The following is a 17,341-nucleotide window of genomic DNA, read 5'->3' as shown; positions in this document are numbered from 1 at the left end:
GACAATAAAAGTCAAGACCGGACTTTTCTTGTCTCAGAACATTTGCTTGTCGGAGGCCTGCAGGATGCAGGTCAGAACGGCGTTGCGACAGGACGTCGCGCTTTTAGCCGTTCTTCCTATTTAAAAGGCGCTTGCGCTTTTCTTAATCCCTCTCAATCACTCTCATAGGCCGCATCATATCATAATCCTCATGCTCTAAGATATGACAGTGCCACACATATTCACCAGGATTTTCCGTGAACTTCATCATCACACTTGTTACCATGCCTACATCAGCTCGAACCGTATCCTTCCAGCCTTTTTCATGTGCTTCCGGTTCAATTGGGGGACCGGTATACTGAATATAGCCATCTTGCTGGAATCTTTCTAAATCAAAAGGTCTTCTGTGTAAAACCTTGAATTGGATGAGATGGATATGCATGGGATGTGGAAAGTTCATTAAGTTAATAAATTTCCCATACTTCTGTATCCCCAATCACGGGTTTTTCTGTTACGGGATCATGCCACATCCGATTATCCAACATCATGATGGGTCTATCATATTCATCCTGCTTGGCATCAAGCGTTAATAATCTAATTTTATCGGCGGCTTTCTCCTCTAAGGGTTGATCATCAGGTAACAAGTTAGTTGGAATTTCACTTGTATCTTTTTGATTTAGTGGTAGAGTGACATCAAATCTCATAATAAGCCCCATATTCCCCTCATCGTTCGTGTTTTGCAGAATTAATTTTTTCCCCTTATGCTTTGAGAAATCGACGATGATTTCTGAGCGTTCAGCCGGTTCGATCGGAAGGGTTGTTAGTTCAACCGGTTTTGTCAGAAGACCGCCGTCTGTAGCAATTTGGTAAAAAGAACGCCCATCCCCTAATCTTAATGTATAGGCATTCGTATTCGATGCATTTAAAATACGAAAACGGTATTTCCGGGGTTCCACCTTTAACCGCGGCCAGAGCTTGCCATTTACCACCATTGTGTTTCCATTAAAAAAGGGTTGAACAGATGGATTTACGGCTGCAGGTGGGTCTGTGTTTTCTGGATAAAATAAGGAACCATCTGTACGAAAGGATTTATCTTGGATAATAAGTGGGATATCGTATTGATTTTTCGGTAATTTTAATTTCTTCTCGATGGCATCACGAATAATATAAAGCCCAGCAAGCCCAGCATATACATTCAATCTCGTAATTCCGATAGCATGATCATGATACCAAAGGGTCGCGCCTTTTTGACGATTGGTATATTGATAAATTTTTCGTTTGAAGGTTTCCCCAGTTTGGGCAAAATTTCTTGAAAACCAAGCTTCCGGATGTCCATCACTTTCCCAGGCTACGTTAGAGCCGTGTAAGTGGGTGACTGTACGCACTTCGGGTGGTCCAGATGATCCGTGAAGGGTCCGGTCAATCGGTAATAGATGTTTCGACGGCAATTGGTTTTTCCATTTTACATAAATGATTTGATTTTGATTCACTTTAATCGTTGGCCCCGGGTAAAGCCCATCATATCCCCAAACCGTTGTGGTTGGCATCAGTTTGTGAAAGCGGTGCTGACATTCCTTCATCGTGATTTCATAATACGGCTTACTCCTAATAAATGTTTTTGGCTTAGCAACAACGGGAATAGGTAGTTCATCGACAAATTTCGGAATGGTATCAGGGTTGGAAGGATCAATCTTAACTGTTTTTTGGCCTATCATTTGCATTTCTTTTCACTCCCTACATAAGTCTCCTATAATTTATGTTGGATAGTCGTTTATGACTGAGGCACAAGCGGAGAAGCCATTCAACCCTAGAGTTCAGCAAATGATCCCGAAGTTCAGCAAATCACTCCCAAAGTTCAGCAAATGTTCCCCGAAGTTCAGCAATTCACTCCCAAAGTTCAGCAAATGATCCCGAAGTTCAGCAAATCACTCCCAGAGTTCAGCAAATGATCCCGAAGTTCAGCAATTCACTCCGAAAGTTCAGCAAATGATCCCCAAAGTTCAGCAAATCACTCCCAAAGTTCAGCAAATGATCCCGAAGTTCAGCAAATCACTCCCAAAGTTCAGCAAATGTTCCCCGAAGTTCAGCAATTCACTCCGAAAGTTCAGCAATTCACTCCGAAAGTTCAGCAATTCACTCCCAAAGTTCGGCAAATCAATCCCAAAGAGCTTATTTATCATGAGCATAAACTTTTTGTCCAGATGTCCATTTTTCATAAACTTGTGAACCGATCAGAACTGGCCCCAATCCAGGATGAGCAAAGAGAAAAAATGGAGCAGAGGTAACAGCAGTCCCATAGGCATCTATGGGACTGCTGTTTTGCTTAGAAGTATAGAAGCTTGGCAAAAGAGTGCTATACTATAATGATAGATAATAAAAAAAGGCAAAGGGGTCGAATTTGAATGGGGTTAAGGTATAAGGGTGTTACGATTCTACATTTTGATGAAACGTACTATGCGCAGCACAGACTATTAGACATATCTCATCAAGAGATCCATTTACAAAATATCGAGCGAGTTCATTTATATTGTGAACAAGCTTCTTTAGCAAAAATCAACCGCCGCCTGCAGAGGAGAAAACAAAGGGGCATTACATTCATTGGCAGTGGAAACTACCATTATGTGACGTATTTGTTTTTACAGGAACTGACAGAACCCTTTACTCTCGTATTATTTGATAACCATCCAGATCTTGGAATAGGGGAAGCGGAAGAGAAGCCACTCTTTTCTTGTGGATCATGGGTTTATTATGCCCTCGAAGATTTACCATTCTTACAAAAGGCTGTAATCATTGGCCCAACCTTGAAACAGCTGCCTTCACATCCTCGAGCAGACATCTATCGATATGACGATAAGCCACATTTACAATCGATTCTTCAAACGATTTCAACGAACCAGATTTATATTAGCATCGATAAAGACGTTTTACGTAAAGAGGACGTTAAGACAAACTGGGATCAAGGCAGGCTGGATCTTGTCAGTTTATGCAATCAACTTTCCTTTTTTCTCAAGCATAAAACCATTCTAGGAGTGGATATTTGTGGGGAATTCCGCATGTCACCAGCAGATCGCCTTGAGCAAAAATCACAAATTTGGATTGAAAAAAATGAACAAGCGAATATCCAACTGCTGCAAACTTGTTTAGCAAATTGACCCTAGTGTAATGACATCCTTTTAAGGATGTTTTTTTGTTAGAAAAATCCCTTGCACGACTAATGTCCATTGGAAAGTCATTCAGGAATATATGATGTGAGGGAGACGAGAATACGATCAAGAGTTAATCCTTAATGTTTCAGGAGAATCATCCATTAACAGAAAGAGAGCAGCAAATTTTACAATTATCGGCTGAAGGGAAAACGGCCAAGGAAATTGGAACGGAATTATTTCTTTCATCGAGAACCGTTCGAAATTATATGTCAGAAGTTTTACAGAAATTAGAAGCGAAAAATAAAATTGAAGCGATTGCGCGGGCACAGGAAAAAGGCTGGATTTAAAGGGAAAGGCAGCATTAGAAGTGGTATACTGTAGGTAAAAGAATGAAGTTTGGGAGGGAATTTGACATGCATTTATACCGTAGTGGCACGCACTCAATAGAAGAGTATTGGCAAATTCGCGAAAACAGTGATGCTTTACTAGAGTATATTGATGGAGTGATTTACATGTCTCCATCACCTTCGACAAAACATCAACGGGTTTCACGCAAGCTTGAACGAGCGTTTGAGGACTTTCTTGATGGGAAACCATGTGAGTTGTTTCATGCACCTTATGATATTGAATTAAAAAGTACGAACATCGAAGGGACAAAAGTCGTCATACCGGACATTAGTATTATTTGTGACAAAACTGGCTTTACGGATGCTAGATATGTCGGTGTTCCTGATTTGATTGTTGAAATCCTTAGTCCTTCTAACCAGTCGCATGATATCGTCACGAAGCTCAATCTCTACATGAATTATGGGGTGAAAGAATATTGGATTGTGAACCCGATGCTTGACACAATCACTGTTTATACTTTGAATGAGGATGGAATGTATGAGCAACATGACATAAAGGTGAGTACTGGCCTAATCACCTCCAAGCTTTTCAATGGTTTGCAATTGGATTTGACGAATATTTTTTAAATGGAAAAGCGAAAGGGATCTCCTTACGCTTTTCTCGATCCACAACGTGGACAGGAGCTTAGCTCAGCATCGAATTCGTATTGGCAATTCGGGCATTTTTTCAATGCTATACCAAACTGTTTCCGTAAGAGTTCCCTTTGAAGCTGTAAATGGTAAAGAATAATCTCTTGTCTGTTGTGCAAGCTGGCTAAGGCAAAGAGGATGGAGGCAAGGACAATACCGCCTAAAATAACAAGCAGAAATAGCCAAAAACTGCCTGTGAAAAAGCCGATAATGACACTAAGAATAAGAACAACAATGCCCAAAATGAGCAACAACATAATGATTAAAACTTCCTCCCTTTATTTTTTCTTCCAATAAAAATCCGGGGCGTACCAGGCACTTTAGAAGGCGCCTGCACCGCCGCCACCACCAGAACCGCCGCTACTGCCAGAAGAGCCACCGCCACTGCTTGAGGAATAGCTGCTGCTGTAGGTTGATTGGAAGGCAATGTGATGATAAGTATAAATTTGCGCTGTTTCTACGGGAGCAATCAGAAATGGATAAAGTTCTCCTGTGGTTGTTGCGTGAATTTTCTCACCGTAATACGTTTCGAATAAAGCTCCTTGCTCTAATGCAAGGGCATGTTGAAAACAGGTCTCCAATCGGGCCTCATCTGTAGGAAGCTGTAACTGATTTTTTCTTAGTCCTTTGATCCACTTCTTCATTCCCCTATAATATGCTGCTCCATAATACGTAGGGGATACGGTTGGCAGGAAGGCGGAAATCAGCATTAAAGGAAAAGCCGTTGCATGTAAGTATTCCATCCCTGGATCAAATCCAGCCGCAGAAATGGCTACAAGCAAAATGAAAAATAATATGGTTGAAAGTACACGATCATTTTTCCCGAACGCGATGAATAAATAGACAATGGCCATTGCTGCCGTTCCAAGATAAACCTCCAAACGGTCGCCCATTCCCATTAATAAATTAATCGCAGTCCATATAAGCCACACAGGAATGATTCCATATTTGAATATTTTCCTTAACTTGACAGGTTCGATCCAACGATGGAGTTCTGGATCTTTGGAAGCCAGTTTCTTCCATTCCTTAAACTGTTTTTCAAAATCCCTTATTTCTCTGACTCGTTGTTCTTTATTCCGCCAATCCTGTGTCTCTGTTCCAATCGTGCTAAGAGGAATTTGATCTAAAGAAAAAACTTGCTTTCCATCTTCCGTTTCGGTAAATAGCCAATCAATGAAATACTTTTCATGTTCGGACAGATCAGAACATTCCTTTTCTAAGATAAATGTAAACGTATGATCTGGCGCATACTCATTCTCCTGATATTCTAAGCTAGATGGGATGTGTTCTACTGATACATAGCCCTTTTGATGGAGGCGGAAAAGGACGGCATTGATGTCCTCCGGCATAAATTTTAGCTTTCGTTTTAATGCTACTAATGTAAAAGAATCCACTTTCTCTATTTCGGAAAAATCCGCTGAACGTCCAAAGAACCGCATGATTCGCTTTGGAAAAATAATGGCATACAAAGAGAGTACTAGAAAAAGAATGAAGAAAACGAGACTCACTTTTTCGGAAATCGGTAGCCAGTTATTCCTCATCGACAATTTCTTCTTATAATGATCTTCCTCCGCTAACATGGTTGGGAGCATTTCCTTGTTCTCTGTATAGTCCATTTCACTTAGAAACTCACTTGGAAATAAGAGTCTTAACTCAAATGGTTCTCCACCTGGAAGTTTCTCATTTTGATAGTATAATCCGGATTCTGTCAGCTCCATTTTCCCACCAGTTAAATCATGCATAAATCCATGAGTATTTTCTGAAAGTTGATTTTCTCCATATAGTTGGACAAAGATACGCAGACGGTTAAGGTCATTATCCCCCATTCCATCAAAGAAACGCCAATAAAATTCACCTACATCTTCGTATTTATTGGCCACGTTTTTGAGTCGATAGCGATAAAAGACCTTTTTCGTTTCATCCTTGTAGGGACGATGAACTTTGTACGTATAATCTTCCCTTTCTACCTGAAGCGGTGTCACGTTTTCCGGTGTGATTTTTCCCATTTCCGCGTCATCCGGAACCTGGTAGCCTTCAAAAAATTCCACTCCATCAAAATCATCATCCCCAATAATTCGGGTTGTGCCATTAAATTTCCCTGCAAACGTATAGGTATACAATTCCTCTACATACAAATCACCGTCAGGATAAATATAGGCATTGACATCAACAGCATCGATTGAAAAAGAACGAGCGTCCGCTTTGGCGGGAAAGAGAAATACTAAAAAGATCGGAATCGTGATGAAAAGAGTTTTTAAATGAGAAAACAAAAAACTTCCCACACCTTTCTTATGATGATCGGAAACAAAAATGCCCCTCATTCGTATGAATCTTGCAAAGTATTAATTTGTTTTCCGTATATTTTTAAAAGGAAAAATAACTAGCTTGCTTTTACCAATAATACGATCTTCTGCTATGAAACCAAGCGAAAAAGGAGCGATTCCACGGCTATCCATGCTGTGAGGGCGATTATCGCCCATCACAAAATAATGATCTTTTGGAATGGTAACGGGTCCGAAATCTTCCGTAAGCGTGGTACCATGCAGACTAGTAACCTTCTTCGCTTCCGTTAAATAAGACTCATTTATTTCCTCTCCATTAATATGTAAATGATCATTTTTCATTTCTATTGTTTCGCCCGGGAGTCCAATCACTCTTTTCACATAATTCATTTTCTCTTCGGGATCTTTTATAATCACGATATCTCCACGATGAATTTCTCCCACCCAATTGATTGTTTTACTCACAATGATTTTTTCTCGATCATGAAGGGTTGGCTCCATCGAAGCGCCATCCACAGAGACCGGTGCAAATAAGAATGTGCGAATGATGATCGTAATAATCAAGACAGAAGCGAAGGTCTTCACCCATTCTCCATTCTTTTGAGGTTTTTCTTCCATACATACCCTCCTCAATAAATTCCTACTAACCTATTTATATTATAAGAAGAAATCGAATGGAAATGGTGGAATTTCATGAAAAAATAAAGAATAGGGCATTAGTCCTTTGCTGGCGATAAACCCTAAGCTTTCAATAAAAAAACCACACAGTCTTTGTTGTGTGGTTTTTTTCGATAGATTATTCTACCTTTGCTGCTTGAATGTCCAATGTAATTTTCACTTCATCACTGACAAGGACGCCGCCCGTTTCCAAAGGCGCATTCCAGGTTAAGCCATATTCGCTACGTTTTAGGGAGCCTTCCACACTAAAACCGGCTTTTTCAGCCCCGCTCATCGGATCCTTCGCAAGCCCTTCAAACGTCACGTTGAACGTTTCAGGTTTCGTTACCCCATGCAAAGAGACATCCCCTGTCAAAGCATATTGGTTTCCCCTTTTTTTCTCCACTTTTGTGGAAAGAAAAGTAAGCTTCGGATAGTTCTCTACATCGAAAAAGTCGGCAGAGCGAAGATGTTTGTCCCGATCATCATTGTTCGTATCAATCGAGCTTACATCGATTTCAAAGGAGATCTTTGCGGTAGTGAGATCATTGGCATCCGCTTCCACCTCTGCTGAAAATTGATTAAAAGCCCCTTTCACTTTCGAGACCATCATATGTCTAACAGAAAATTCTACACTACTATGCGCTGTGTCAACGGCCCATTTGGAAATTGTCATTTGTTATCCCTCCGATTTAGGTTACAAAAAATAACTAACTAATGTTATTATAGTTAAATTGTTTTCCCTTGTAAAGGATTTCCTTTTGGGATTTTGACATCATCAAAGAATAGAATGATAATGGAAGGGATTGAGAAAGAATTGAGAAATCCACAGTAAAACGTAACAAGCTAAGTAAGTAGTAGAGCGGATTCAGAAGGCGTATCAATTTTCCAAAGAAGAGCCAGAACCGGTTACATTGATCCATGGATTTTACTAGAGTGATCGCGAGTCTCCTTTTTCTTGCTTAAAAAAGAAATCATGGTATGATGAATTTATGTGAAAATGATTATCATTATCTGTGGAGGTTAAAAATGTTAGCGACTACATCCATTGCCCGTGTCATTCGGGAAAGAACATCCGTGAAAAAAGGATACATGGACAAAGAAGTCACCCAAGAACTTGTCCTTTCATTATTAAAAGACGCTGTCTGGGCGCCAACCCACAAAATTCGCGAACCATGGCGTTTTATCTTTGTGTCGGGGGAGCGAAGAGAAGCCTTTATTGAAGCCATTTTACCTTGTTATGAAAAAAATAAACAAGAAGCCACTCGTGATAAATTCATCCATGTTCCTGCTTTCCTTGTTGTCATCATCAATGATGACCCACGACAAAAACAAGCGGAAGAGGACTTTGCAGCAGCAAGCTGTATGCTGCAAAATTTGCAACTACTAGCATGGGAACAAGATCTAGGCATGGTATGGAAAACCCCCCAGCATATCCGTGATCCAAAATTCCGTGAGGCTCTTAATGTTCAACCAGGTGAAAAAATCATCGGTGTCCTGAACATCGGTTATTTCGACAAAGCCATCGTCACTCGAAAAGTGCGCCAGCGCACGGACCCGGAGCAAAAAATGACGGTATTCTAAATAGAGTTATAAAAACTGTCCACTATCTAAGTTTGATGGGGGACAGTTTTTTATATAGTGTCTAACTCAACTTTCGCAGTGACAAAACATTGATTAACCCTTGATATAACTGAGTTTACTCAAAAAAGTTATCGAAAAAGCACAAAAAAAGCATCCCTTTTTGGTAAAATATAGTCACCACAACAATAACCAAAGAAAGGGATGCTTTATGGCTAATATTTTACCAAATTCTCAACCGAAAAACGAGGCTGATTCCTATATTTCGCGCTTTTTCAAAGAACTTAAATTGGGCACATTGCTAAATAAGGCAAATATCCGAAAGGAAGATGGGATTTCCCCTCTGGTTCTTTTCCAGTTTATCTTCTCCCTTGTTCTACATATGCATGGTCTCCAACAGCTCAACCCCAAGATCCATTCACTAACAAATAAAGGGTTTGTTCGAAACTGGAGTGACAAAGTGATAGACTTAGATTTATTGATGAAGTTTCCTTAGGGGCGGAACGGGGGAGGGATTTTAATTAAACTAGGACTTGTACGTCATTTTAAAGTAAAGGATGAACGGCCGACTGGGTGGCTAACGGCTGAACAGTTTGCCAAATGGGTGGAGCATTACGATGAGGCTCCTATTTTACCAATGGAAAAAAATAATGAGGAAGAAGATTGGGAGCTTTGTTTGACAAGTGATTTACCACGGGCTGTTCAGACCGCAAAAAACCTTTGTACATGTAAGATGATTGAGACGCCTTTACTTCGCGAAGTTCCGCTCACTGCTTTTAGTCAAAAAAAGTTTAAGCTCCCTTTAGCGCTATGGAATTTTGCGGGAAGGGTGGCTTGGTCTTATTCTCATTCTTCTCAAGAAGAAAAAAGACCAGACACCTTAAAAAGAGCGGAACAATTTCTGGAATTATTAGAGTCTGTCCAACAGAAAAACATCCTGATTGTGTCCCATGGCTTCTTTTTGATGGAGTTAGCAAAGGTCCTAGAAAAGTCCGGTTACAGCGGCAAAAAGAAACGCCATTATAAAAACGGAGAAATGATCATTTTTAAACGACCACCTGCTTAAAGCAGGTGGATTTTGACATAAATGTCGATGACTAAAGTCATATCCCAGGCTGAAGTCCTGCTCAAAGTCCGAAGGCTAAAGCATACTCGAAATAAGACTAAACTCATTCGTCAATCTTGAAGATCTCATCGTTACCTTCATTGAATTGATCAGCTATATAATTTCTGATTATTTCTTCCGTCACAGTGCCAACTGTTGCACAAAAGTATCCTCTTGCCCAAAAATGCTGACCCCAATATCTCTTTTTAAGTTCTGGAAATACATCTTGCAACAATCTTGAAGATCTTCCTTTCAAATACTGTAAGATTTTGCTTGGTGCCATACTTGGTGGGCAAGATAATAACAAATGAATAGGATTTTTTCCAACCTTTCCTTGCAAAATGGTAATACCTCTTGCTTCACAACCTTGTCGTATCAGCTCCCTTGCCCTTATTGCAATCTGTCCATGTAGCACCTTATACCTGTACTTGGTCACCCAAATTACATGGTATTTGATGTCATATACAGCATGACTACTTTTTCTATATCCGTCCAATACCTTCACCTTATCTAAAGTATGGACATTTAAGGGAAAGGCTAAAAGCTGATACCGTCTAAAGACGGTGGAGTTAAACCACGCATTTGTAACTTGAAAAAATGATTTTTGTGTCTTGACAAAGGGATACATTACAATATTTGGGACACCTCCATTATGCAATGGTTCATAAAACAGGAATCCCTTTCTTCAAACAAACCGACAGGGTGTTAAGGAGGGGGCATTCACTAAAATATAATAATCTATCCGTGATTGCCTATTTATTGTATAATCAGGACGAAAGCAAAATGTGGTAGAAGAAAGGAGGCAAAGGAAAGTGAGCATAGACAAAATGCCGAGTCTTTTACATTTCGTTTACTTAGGTAAGCTCCATGCAAAGTCTATATTATGAACAATGGCGGTTGTTTGCATGGAGGTATACATTTGTAACCGCTTATTTCATTCTGACTTGTATGGTGAAAACTGTTGATAGTATAGGCTTTGCTCCCTTAAAATTACACAACTATTTTAAGGAGCGAGCTGGAATGAAATACATGAAGGCACATGCTGTTTTTCCGAAGGATTTATTAAAGGAAATTCAGAAGTATGTTCAGGGGGAGATGGTCTATATTCCAAATGCTGAAGGGGTTCGTAAAAAATGGGGCGAAAATTCAGGATATCGAGAATTTCTAAAGCAACGAAATGTTGAAATTCGTCAACAATTTAGCGAAGGAATCTCCATTGATCAGCTGACCGTTCAATATTCTCTCTCTTATGACAGTATTAAAAAAATTGTCTATTCGAAAAAATAATTAACACGCTCGTGGGTTTGGCAACTCATGAGCTTATTTTTGTTTAAAGAAAAAATAAACTTGCCTTCAATTATTCGTTTACTTGATAGAAAAATATAAGTCTATATGATTCGAAAACCGTTTTTAAATGACTTACTAAAGTGCCGAAAACAATTTAGATTTGTTTTTGATATATCATCTCGTTTGTGAACTCCCTATACTTACCGTTAAAAGGGGAGCATGCTTATGAATCAACATATGGACTTGAAAAGCCTACTTGAAAAATATAAAACGAAGTTACAACCGATTGGCGGACAACATGCGAAAATCAAGCAAATCAGGAGTATCCTCAATGGGAAAAATGCGGATACCGAGATGCTCTTTGCTGTAGAGGGGATCTGGGCTCATCAAAAGCTTATGGAAACAGATATTGAAATAGAATCCCTTCTTTTTTGTCCTGAATGTATTTATAGTGAGGAAGCTTTTCACTTAGTGAAAAAAAGTTTAAAGAAAGCTAAAAATGTATATGTCGTGTCTAAGAAAGTAATGGAAAGATTTAGCCAAGGAAATAAGCTGGATGGTTTAATCTCAATCGGTTTATTTCCACGGTATAACATAGAATCGTTAAAATTAAAAAAGCATCCTGTGGTTGTCATCCTAGATGGTTTGGAGCAAGCAGGTAATATAGGCACGATCTTACGAACCTGCGATGGAGCTGGGGTAGACGGTATTTTTATTTGCAATAAAAAAGTAAAGCTAACCAATCCAAAACTAATCAAAGCGAGTATGGGTGGCGCGTTTACTGTACCAATCATTGAATTTGCCGATGTTACAGCTTGTATAAACTGGTTAAGGAAATATCATTTCCATATATACCTCGCGGATACCCGTGCGAATCGAACGTATAAACAGTATGAATATGAAGGGAATACAGCCTTGGTCATTGGAAGTGAACGATATGGAATTTCCGAGGAGTGGTATGATTGTCACACTCAACAGTTGTTTATCCCCATGCATGGTTTATGTGATTCACTGAATGTGGGAACGGCCACAGCGGTCATTGTGTATGAAATAACGATGAAGAAGGCCGGATCCAAAAAATAGGGTTTCTGGAAAAGTATTCATAAAATGGTCTACACCAGCTTAGAAAGGAGCCAGTTTCAAATGTAGTCAGACCTAAATAGATAAATAGAGCAAGGAGGGTGTTTTTTTATGAAACTAGAAAAATACTCAATCATTAAGGCAGACCCTATTTTGTTCTCAAAATACTATGCCACATATCGGAAAAATGTATGGTTCAGACCGAGTTGGAATTCTTTGAATGAAATGTTGAGTTCTTCTAAGGATTGCTATTGGGCAGTAATAGGGAATGAAAGGGTTGCAGGTGCTTACTTGCCGGACGAATCAATTGGCTTGTTGATTAGCCTGCCTTCTCATTCGATCACAAAACAGCTTGTTCATGATCTAAAAGAGCATATACTGAACAACACGAATTCGCTAGATGATCTATGGGCCTATAATATATTGCCTGAACAGAAATCTGCTTTTCTAGAAGACGGGTTTGTTCATGTGGAAACGAGAGAATGTATGATACGCCCAACTGAGGCAATGACCTTATCATTAAATGAAAATTTCAATTATGAAATACCATGTGAACAGGATATTCCGTTGTTAGTAGAATTATTGGAGGAAGCCTTTGATCATAATAGTCCGGATAAAAAAGATAAAAAGACTTATACAGATGAGACGTTGTCTTATTTTCAACAGGCAGAACCTGAATTATTGAAGACATCAACCGTTATATATAATAAAAATACGAAAGAAATGGCTGGTTTATGTTTAGTCTCACTATGGGAGGGGCTGCCACTAATATATGATATCGCTGTACGCCCGAAATATAGAAGAAACGGATTAGCATCTTTTATGTTAGATAGGGCGATAAATATGTTAGAACCAATTTACCCTGTCGTTCGTTTGTTTGTCACGACCGGTAACAATGCTGCCCAACTATATACAAAAAAAGGATTTCTCTCCGGGGGAAAAACGTCTACCCTAAAATATAACAAAAATCAGGAGAAAACTAGGTACTGAGCATGTAGGGCAAACCTTTAAAAATACCTTTTAAGATTTGCTCTTACACTCACAATGCTGGTAAAGAGCAGAAACGGCTTCAATAGCAATTGGTAGAATAAATATTTCTGCTCGTTTTCAGAACAAGATCGCTAGGATGTTTCCCATATTCTTTGAACATCTATCAGGTTTGTTCCGTTAAATGACAGTTTATAAATATCTGGCATTTCAAGTTTCTTCCAGAAATCAAATCCATATTGATGATCGAAGTAATTCATTATTAATACCATTATATTTCCATGAGTACCAATTACTATGTTTTTACCCTCGTGTTTATTCAGTAACTGTAAAGTTGCTATAACGCCTCTTTTTTGAGCCATTCTATTTGATTCTCCACCATTCCAGTTAAAATCATCCTCCTCCCAAACTTTTGTTATAGCGGCTGTAAAATCTTCTACCGGTTTTTCCGCTAAAACGCGTTCTTTAAAATGATTTTCTATCTGAAACTCTTGACCTATGTAGTTAGCAATCCCATCAACCGTTTGCATGGCACGTTTATATGGACTTGCATACACATAATCAATAGCTTCTTTTTTAAGTAATTCGGTTACAGTTGTTGAATCAACAAAGCCACGTTCTGACAACGGTCTTCCTAACTCGTCTGGTGTATATGTAGAATGAGCGTGTCTAACCAAATACAAGTTTGTCCGCAAATGAATCAACTCCTAAATTTTAATCTTCGCTATTCAATTTTTCTACTCTTTATCCTGGATTAATCGATATGGAGAATAATAGAATATAGCATCTCTTAGCAACGTCATTGTATTAGGTTACTATTACCTGAATTTTGCAATCTAATCAAGCGCAAACAGAGGTACGGAAAACGCCAATATGAGCAGAGCCGCCCACCAAACTTGGGAAATGAGTGGAACAGTTGTAAAAATAATCCTTTTTGAACTAACGCACCAGTTACTTTAAGTAGAAAGGTTCACAAACTAATACCTGTTATTATGTAGTAAGGAGTTATTATGTAGTAAGGAGTTATTAGGTAGGCGTTCCCTGATGGAATATCATTTGCCATTTACCTTCGTTTTTTTTCCAAATAGAACTTCGTAAAGCATATTTACTATCGTTATGTCTGAATGTTTGATACGTTGACAATAGAACATCTGTAGCTAACAATTTAATTTTAAAATCTGTTACTGTAAAACTTATAGAATTATTCGTATTTATTCCTTTAACTGCATCAAGTTGTGCTTTTTTATCATATGAATTTCCTGAACTCCCGAATTCTAAAAAATCATCTGCAAGAAGCTCATCAAATTCTTTATAGTCATAGTTCATTAATCGCTTTTCAAGATTAAGAATATGTTCTACCAGTAATAAATACTCCATCAAATTCTCTCCCCGTTTAATACATTTTCAATAGCCAGGATAGGAGTACATTGAAACGAGATCCTAATTGTATCGACCATTCCATAACTTCTTTCTTTAATAATCATTGCAATCCTCCCATCTATCAAACTTGTGTTATGATTTTATATCATCAATGTTTTTGTGTATTTAACTAATTATAATCGATTGTTTATTAGAAATTTTGAGTTAATGAGGATTTATTCTTTGACTTTTTCCCATAACGAAACCATCGTGTGAATTTTCATTAAGTAGTTGAAAAATCCTGAATGCCCTTACAATGTAAATTCAATAAATGAACAATATTCGTCCTATCCTCATCAATTCGACACAATTAACACTAATCCTGCAATAAAATGGAAATGAAAAAACAATTCTCTATAACGGTATGGATTTTTTGTAAGAGCGGTGGAGGCCATCATCATGTCCAAGTCAAGTATATCCGGAACAATGGTTAAAAACAATTTTTAATTGAGACAGATTTAAAAAATCATTATGTGAATCTCACGGATTGTTGAGAAATCAAACATTATATTAATATTTGTTTATTTCTGATCTGCATAAGGTAAACTTATGTCTTTAAATAATATTTAGGTATTTAACCTTATCAGCAATATTCTCTATACTTAATAAGAAATAATAGGGAAAAGGGGAGGAAGACGAAATGTCATTTTCTTTTAAAAAGATTGATCATGTTCAATTGGCAGCGCCAAAGAATTCGGAAAATCAAGCAAGACAATTTTTTTCGGGTATTTTAGGTTTTACGGAATTGGAAAAACCTGAAGAATTAAGAAAACGGGGTGGTGTATGGTTTTCAGCGGGATTGAATCAACTTCACATTGGGATTGAAGAATCATTTTCACCAGCGAAAAAGGCCCATCCTGCTTTCGAAGTAGTAAATCTGGAAGCATTAAAACAGCATTTATCCAATCATGGAGTTGAGTACATTGTGGACCCGCATCTTCCTGATGCAAACAGAATTTATACGGATGACCCGTTTGGAAATCGGATCGAGTTACTAGAGTGGGAAGACTAAAAAGATAACGCCTTATAACATTAAACAAAGATTCTAAGTTAGAAATGCGTGGTTTAACTCGACCGTCTTTAGATGTTATTAGCTTTTAACCTTTCTCTTATCTGTGCATCCATACTTGGATGAGCTGAAAGTATAGACGGGTACAAAAAAGTAGTTGTGCTGTATTATGACAGTTTCATAAGGTCCAAAATAAGGTAAACCCACTCAAAAAGGGTCTTATAACAGCTTCATAAGGCCCAAAATACGGTAAACCCTCTGAAAATGGGTCTTATAACAGTTTCATAAGACCCAAAATAAGGTAAAACCTCTTAAAAAGGGTCTTAAAACAGGTCTATAAGGTCCAAAATGGAGAAAAACCCAAAATTGGTCTTATTGAATTTAGTCAAATTTGGAGTATGCTTTAGCCTCTGGACTTTGGCAGAACTTCAGAACCGAGATACGACTTTTGTCATCAACATTCATGCCAAACTCTATCTACCGGCAGGTGGTCATTTTAATAATAAAGAAAATTAGGATTTAGAGGCAAAAAGTTTAAACCATTCAAAAATAAGTCGGCTTGTAGCTTCAATAAAATGGTAAGATGAGGTCAGGAAAATATAAGGGGAGAGTAATTGTATATGAATTTAGCAAATAAAATCACTATGTTGCGCATTGGTTTGGTACCAATTTTTCTACTTTTCGCACTTCCGGTACCACAGATTCTACTTACATTTTTTCCAAGTTTAGGATTTATCAATCAATATGGCTTGGTTATCTCTATCATCATTTTTATCCTTGCAGCCTGTTCAGATAAAGTGGATGGGTATATTGCAAGAAAAAGAAATGAAGTGACCAATTTGGGCATTTTCCTTGATCCATTGGCCGATAAATTATTGGTAGCTGCCGCCCTCATCTGTCTCGTTGAGAAAAGTGAGTTGTCTACATGGATCGCTATGATCATTATTGGGAGAGAGTTTATTATCACGAGTTTTCGCATCGTCGCGATAGGTCAGGGAAAGATTATGGCAGCAGACAGGTTAGGAAAATATAAGCTGGTGGCGCAGGTGATCGCGATTGTTTTGGCCTTAACAGCGATTGAACCTATTGGCTTGTTAAGTGATTTTCCTTTACACAATATTTTTATGTGCATCGCTGTCTTATTAACTATTTATTCAGGAATTCATTATATGTATAAGAATCGGTCGGTGCTGGAGGGCGTGGTACGATAATCCAATCAATTCTAAAAGCTTTATGTTTATGGCGGACAAGTAAATGATACTAATTATGACCAATTTTCTGATACAAGTCCCAGCTTTTTAAAAATATCTTGCGTTTTATAATGAGTTATAACCATGAAGAAAGTTGAATGTAAACGGTTATGCGCTAAAAGCATTTGAAAAAGATGTCGAAGACTATACGTTAGTTGTGGTTAACGATAAGCCACCCATTGAGGAAATAGCAGCATGGATAGAAGAAAATGCGGTAAAGAGATCAACGTAAAGCATCATGGTGTGATTTAGAGTTGCTATCCTCTTTTGCTAGTGGTACTGTGGCCTAATATGCGTTAGGAGGGGAAAAAGTGAATAATAGACGATTAAGAAAATCATTTACAGATCTTTCCGAACGGGAAAGCCCACTTCTTCAGAGGTGGGATGAAAGTGAGGATGAATGAGCAAGGCTTTAGAATGTAAATAAATTCAACAGTTGGGTTGTGGAGGAATACACGTTCCGGTATAATGGAACTATAAAGTAAACAGAAAGGAGGTTAGCCAATATGATCGTCACGCACT

At 38.3% G+C, this 17,341-nt stretch carries 18 protein-coding genes and 1 pseudogene; 11 read left to right on the top strand and 8 right to left on the bottom strand.

All coding sequences use genetic code 11. The features are described from left to right. Positions 1-142: 142 nt before the first annotated feature. Positions 143-1,694 (bottom strand): annotated as a pseudogene (locus tag MUB24_RS08955) (multicopper oxidase family protein). 687 nt (positions 1,695-2,381) lie between these two features. Between MUB24_RS08955 and MUB24_RS08950 the strand changes: the two are divergent. From MUB24_RS08950 to MUB24_RS08940, 3 genes are all read left to right on the top strand, one after another. Next, positions 2,382-3,131 carry an arginase family protein gene (locus MUB24_RS08950; RefSeq protein WP_244703249.1) on the top strand — a complete coding sequence of 250 codons (750 nt, stop codon included), beginning with the start codon at positions 2,382-2,384 and terminating at the stop codon, positions 3,129-3,131. A 134-nt stretch (positions 3,132-3,265) separates the two neighbouring features. After that, positions 3,266-3,472 (top strand): response regulator transcription factor, encoded by a 207-nt coding sequence (locus MUB24_RS08945; RefSeq protein WP_396426719.1) that lies wholly within the window; start codon positions 3,266-3,268, stop codon positions 3,470-3,472. A gap of 66 nt (positions 3,473-3,538) precedes the next feature. Beyond that, a complete protein-coding gene (locus MUB24_RS08940; RefSeq protein ID WP_244703247.1) occupies positions 3,539-4,099 on the top strand; it encodes a Uma2 family endonuclease in 561 nt (186 codons plus the stop codon). A gap of 23 nt (positions 4,100-4,122) precedes the next feature. On the opposite strand, the gene MUB24_RS08935 is transcribed toward MUB24_RS08940, so the two are convergent. From MUB24_RS08935 to MUB24_RS08920, 4 genes are all read right to left on the bottom strand, one after another. Next, positions 4,123-4,419: a hypothetical protein gene (locus MUB24_RS08935; protein ID WP_244703245.1), complete on the bottom strand. Its 297-nt coding sequence runs from the start codon at positions 4,417-4,419 to the stop codon at positions 4,123-4,125. Positions 4,420-4,482: 63 nt separating this feature from the next. Next, the gene (locus MUB24_RS08930) at positions 4,483-6,483 is read right to left on the bottom strand and encodes a DUF2207 domain-containing protein (protein WP_244703243.1); all 2,001 of its coding nucleotides are present in this window, start codon (positions 6,481-6,483) and stop codon (positions 4,483-4,485) included. A 21-nt stretch (positions 6,484-6,504) separates the two neighbouring features. After that, a complete protein-coding gene (gene lepB / locus MUB24_RS08925; RefSeq protein ID WP_244703241.1) occupies positions 6,505-7,062 on the bottom strand; it encodes a signal peptidase I in 558 nt (185 codons plus the stop codon). A 178-nt stretch (positions 7,063-7,240) separates the two neighbouring features. Further along, on the bottom strand, positions 7,241-7,777 hold the full coding sequence (locus tag MUB24_RS08920) for a YceI family protein (protein WP_244703239.1): 537 nt from the start codon (positions 7,775-7,777) through the stop codon (positions 7,241-7,243). Positions 7,778-8,130: 353 nt separating this feature from the next. Here MUB24_RS08920 and MUB24_RS08915 point away from each other — a divergent pair, with 353 nt between their 5' ends. Together MUB24_RS08915 and MUB24_RS08910 are read left to right on the top strand one after the other, a co-directional pair. Next, complete coding sequence (locus MUB24_RS08915) at positions 8,131-8,685, top strand: nitroreductase family protein (RefSeq protein ID WP_244703238.1); 555 nt, start codon at positions 8,131-8,133, stop codon at positions 8,683-8,685. A gap of 634 nt (positions 8,686-9,319) precedes the next feature. Beyond that, positions 9,320-9,748, top strand: a complete 429-nt coding sequence (locus MUB24_RS08910; RefSeq protein ID WP_244703237.1) for a phosphoglycerate mutase family protein — start codon at positions 9,320-9,322, stop codon at positions 9,746-9,748. A gap of 103 nt (positions 9,749-9,851) precedes the next feature. Here MUB24_RS08910 and tnpA read toward each other — a convergent pair whose 3' ends face one another. Continuing rightward, positions 9,852-10,283: an IS200/IS605 family transposase gene (tnpA, locus tag MUB24_RS08905; protein ID WP_244703236.1), complete on the bottom strand. Its 432-nt coding sequence runs from the start codon at positions 10,281-10,283 to the stop codon at positions 9,852-9,854. 524 nt (positions 10,284-10,807) lie between these two features. Between tnpA and MUB24_RS08900 the strand changes: the two genes are divergently transcribed. From MUB24_RS08900 to MUB24_RS08890, 3 genes are all read left to right on the top strand, one after another. After that, positions 10,808-11,074, top strand: a complete 267-nt coding sequence (locus MUB24_RS08900) for a CD3324 family protein (protein WP_244703235.1) — start codon at positions 10,808-10,810, stop codon at positions 11,072-11,074. 225 nt (positions 11,075-11,299) lie between these two features. After that, the gene (locus MUB24_RS08895; RefSeq protein WP_244703234.1) at positions 11,300-12,157 is read left to right on the top strand and encodes a TrmH family RNA methyltransferase; all 858 of its coding nucleotides are present in this window, start codon (positions 11,300-11,302) and stop codon (positions 12,155-12,157) included. A gap of 108 nt (positions 12,158-12,265) precedes the next feature. Continuing rightward, positions 12,266-13,144: a GNAT family N-acetyltransferase gene (locus MUB24_RS08890; RefSeq protein ID WP_244703233.1), complete on the top strand. Its 879-nt coding sequence runs from the start codon at positions 12,266-12,268 to the stop codon at positions 13,142-13,144. A 131-nt stretch (positions 13,145-13,275) separates the two neighbouring features. Here the strand turns inward: MUB24_RS08890 and MUB24_RS08885 are convergent, their stop codons facing one another. Both MUB24_RS08885 and MUB24_RS08880 read right to left on the bottom strand, forming a co-directional pair. Continuing rightward, complete coding sequence (locus MUB24_RS08885) at positions 13,276-13,836, bottom strand: histidine phosphatase family protein (protein ID WP_244703232.1); 561 nt, start codon at positions 13,834-13,836, stop codon at positions 13,276-13,278. Positions 13,837-14,167: 331 nt separating this feature from the next. Further along, positions 14,168-14,518, bottom strand: coding sequence for a nuclear transport factor 2 family protein (locus MUB24_RS08880; RefSeq protein WP_244703231.1), 351 nt, complete (start codon positions 14,516-14,518; stop codon positions 14,168-14,170). 682 nt (positions 14,519-15,200) lie between these two features. Between MUB24_RS08880 and MUB24_RS08875 the strand changes: the two genes are divergently transcribed. The 3 genes from MUB24_RS08875 to MUB24_RS08865 all read left to right on the top strand — a co-directional run bounded on the left by MUB24_RS08875 (position 15,201) and on the right by MUB24_RS08865 (position 17,051). Then, a complete protein-coding gene (locus tag MUB24_RS08875; protein ID WP_244703229.1) occupies positions 15,201-15,572 on the top strand; it encodes a VOC family protein in 372 nt (123 codons plus the stop codon). Between the two features lie 617 nt (positions 15,573-16,189). Further along, the gene (gene pgsA / locus MUB24_RS08870) at positions 16,190-16,780 is read left to right on the top strand and encodes a CDP-diacylglycerol--glycerol-3-phosphate 3-phosphatidyltransferase (protein ID WP_244703227.1); all 591 of its coding nucleotides are present in this window, start codon (positions 16,190-16,192) and stop codon (positions 16,778-16,780) included. Positions 16,781-16,913: 133 nt separating this feature from the next. Further along, positions 16,914-17,051, top strand: a complete 138-nt coding sequence (locus MUB24_RS08865; RefSeq protein ID WP_244703225.1) for a hypothetical protein — start codon at positions 16,914-16,916, stop codon at positions 17,049-17,051. Positions 17,052-17,341: the final 290 nt, after the last annotated feature.

Source organism: Lederbergia sp. NSJ-179, assembly GCF_022867885.1.
Classification (GTDB): Bacteria; Bacillota; Bacilli; order Bacillales; family Bacillaceae_C; genus Lederbergia.
This window is presented reverse-complemented; position numbering and strand designations above follow the sequence as displayed.

What these genes read in the sequence shown, in the direction of transcription:
- MUB24_RS08915 (WP_244703238.1), top strand. Translation starts at nt 8,131, where the DNA reads ATGTTAGCGACTACATCCATTGCCCGTGTCATTCGGGAAAGAACATCC.
- MUB24_RS08920 (WP_244703239.1), bottom strand. Translation starts at nt 7,777, where the DNA reads ATGACAATTTCCAAATGGGCCGTTGACACAGCGCATAGTAGTGTAGAA.
- MUB24_RS08930 (WP_244703243.1), bottom strand. Translation starts at nt 6,483, where the DNA reads ATGAGGGGCATTTTTGTTTCCGATCATCATAAGAAAGGTGTGGGAAGT.
- MUB24_RS08940 (WP_244703247.1), top strand. Translation starts at nt 3,539, where the DNA reads ATGCATTTATACCGTAGTGGCACGCACTCAATAGAAGAGTATTGGCAA.
- MUB24_RS08950 (WP_244703249.1), top strand. Translation starts at nt 2,382, where the DNA reads ATGGGGTTAAGGTATAAGGGTGTTACGATTCTACATTTTGATGAAACG.
- pgsA (WP_244703227.1), top strand. Translation starts at nt 16,190, where the DNA reads ATGAATTTAGCAAATAAAATCACTATGTTGCGCATTGGTTTGGTACCA.
- MUB24_RS08895 (WP_244703234.1), top strand. Translation starts at nt 11,300, where the DNA reads ATGAATCAACATATGGACTTGAAAAGCCTACTTGAAAAATATAAAACG.
- lepB (WP_244703241.1), bottom strand. Translation starts at nt 7,062, where the DNA reads ATGGAAGAAAAACCTCAAAAGAATGGAGAATGGGTGAAGACCTTCGCT.
- MUB24_RS08910 (WP_244703237.1), top strand. Translation starts at nt 9,320, where the DNA reads ATGGAAAAAAATAATGAGGAAGAAGATTGGGAGCTTTGTTTGACAAGT.
- MUB24_RS08890 (WP_244703233.1), top strand. Translation starts at nt 12,266, where the DNA reads ATGAAACTAGAAAAATACTCAATCATTAAGGCAGACCCTATTTTGTTC.
- MUB24_RS08945 (WP_396426719.1), top strand. Translation starts at nt 3,266, where the DNA reads ATGTTTCAGGAGAATCATCCATTAACAGAAAGAGAGCAGCAAATTTTA.
- MUB24_RS08935 (WP_244703245.1), bottom strand. Translation starts at nt 4,419, where the DNA reads ATGTTGTTGCTCATTTTGGGCATTGTTGTTCTTATTCTTAGTGTCATT.
- MUB24_RS08880 (WP_244703231.1), bottom strand. Translation starts at nt 14,518, where the DNA reads ATGGAGTATTTATTACTGGTAGAACATATTCTTAATCTTGAAAAGCGA.
- MUB24_RS08875 (WP_244703229.1), top strand. Translation starts at nt 15,201, where the DNA reads ATGTCATTTTCTTTTAAAAAGATTGATCATGTTCAATTGGCAGCGCCA.
- MUB24_RS08900 (WP_244703235.1), top strand. Translation starts at nt 10,808, where the DNA reads ATGAAATACATGAAGGCACATGCTGTTTTTCCGAAGGATTTATTAAAG.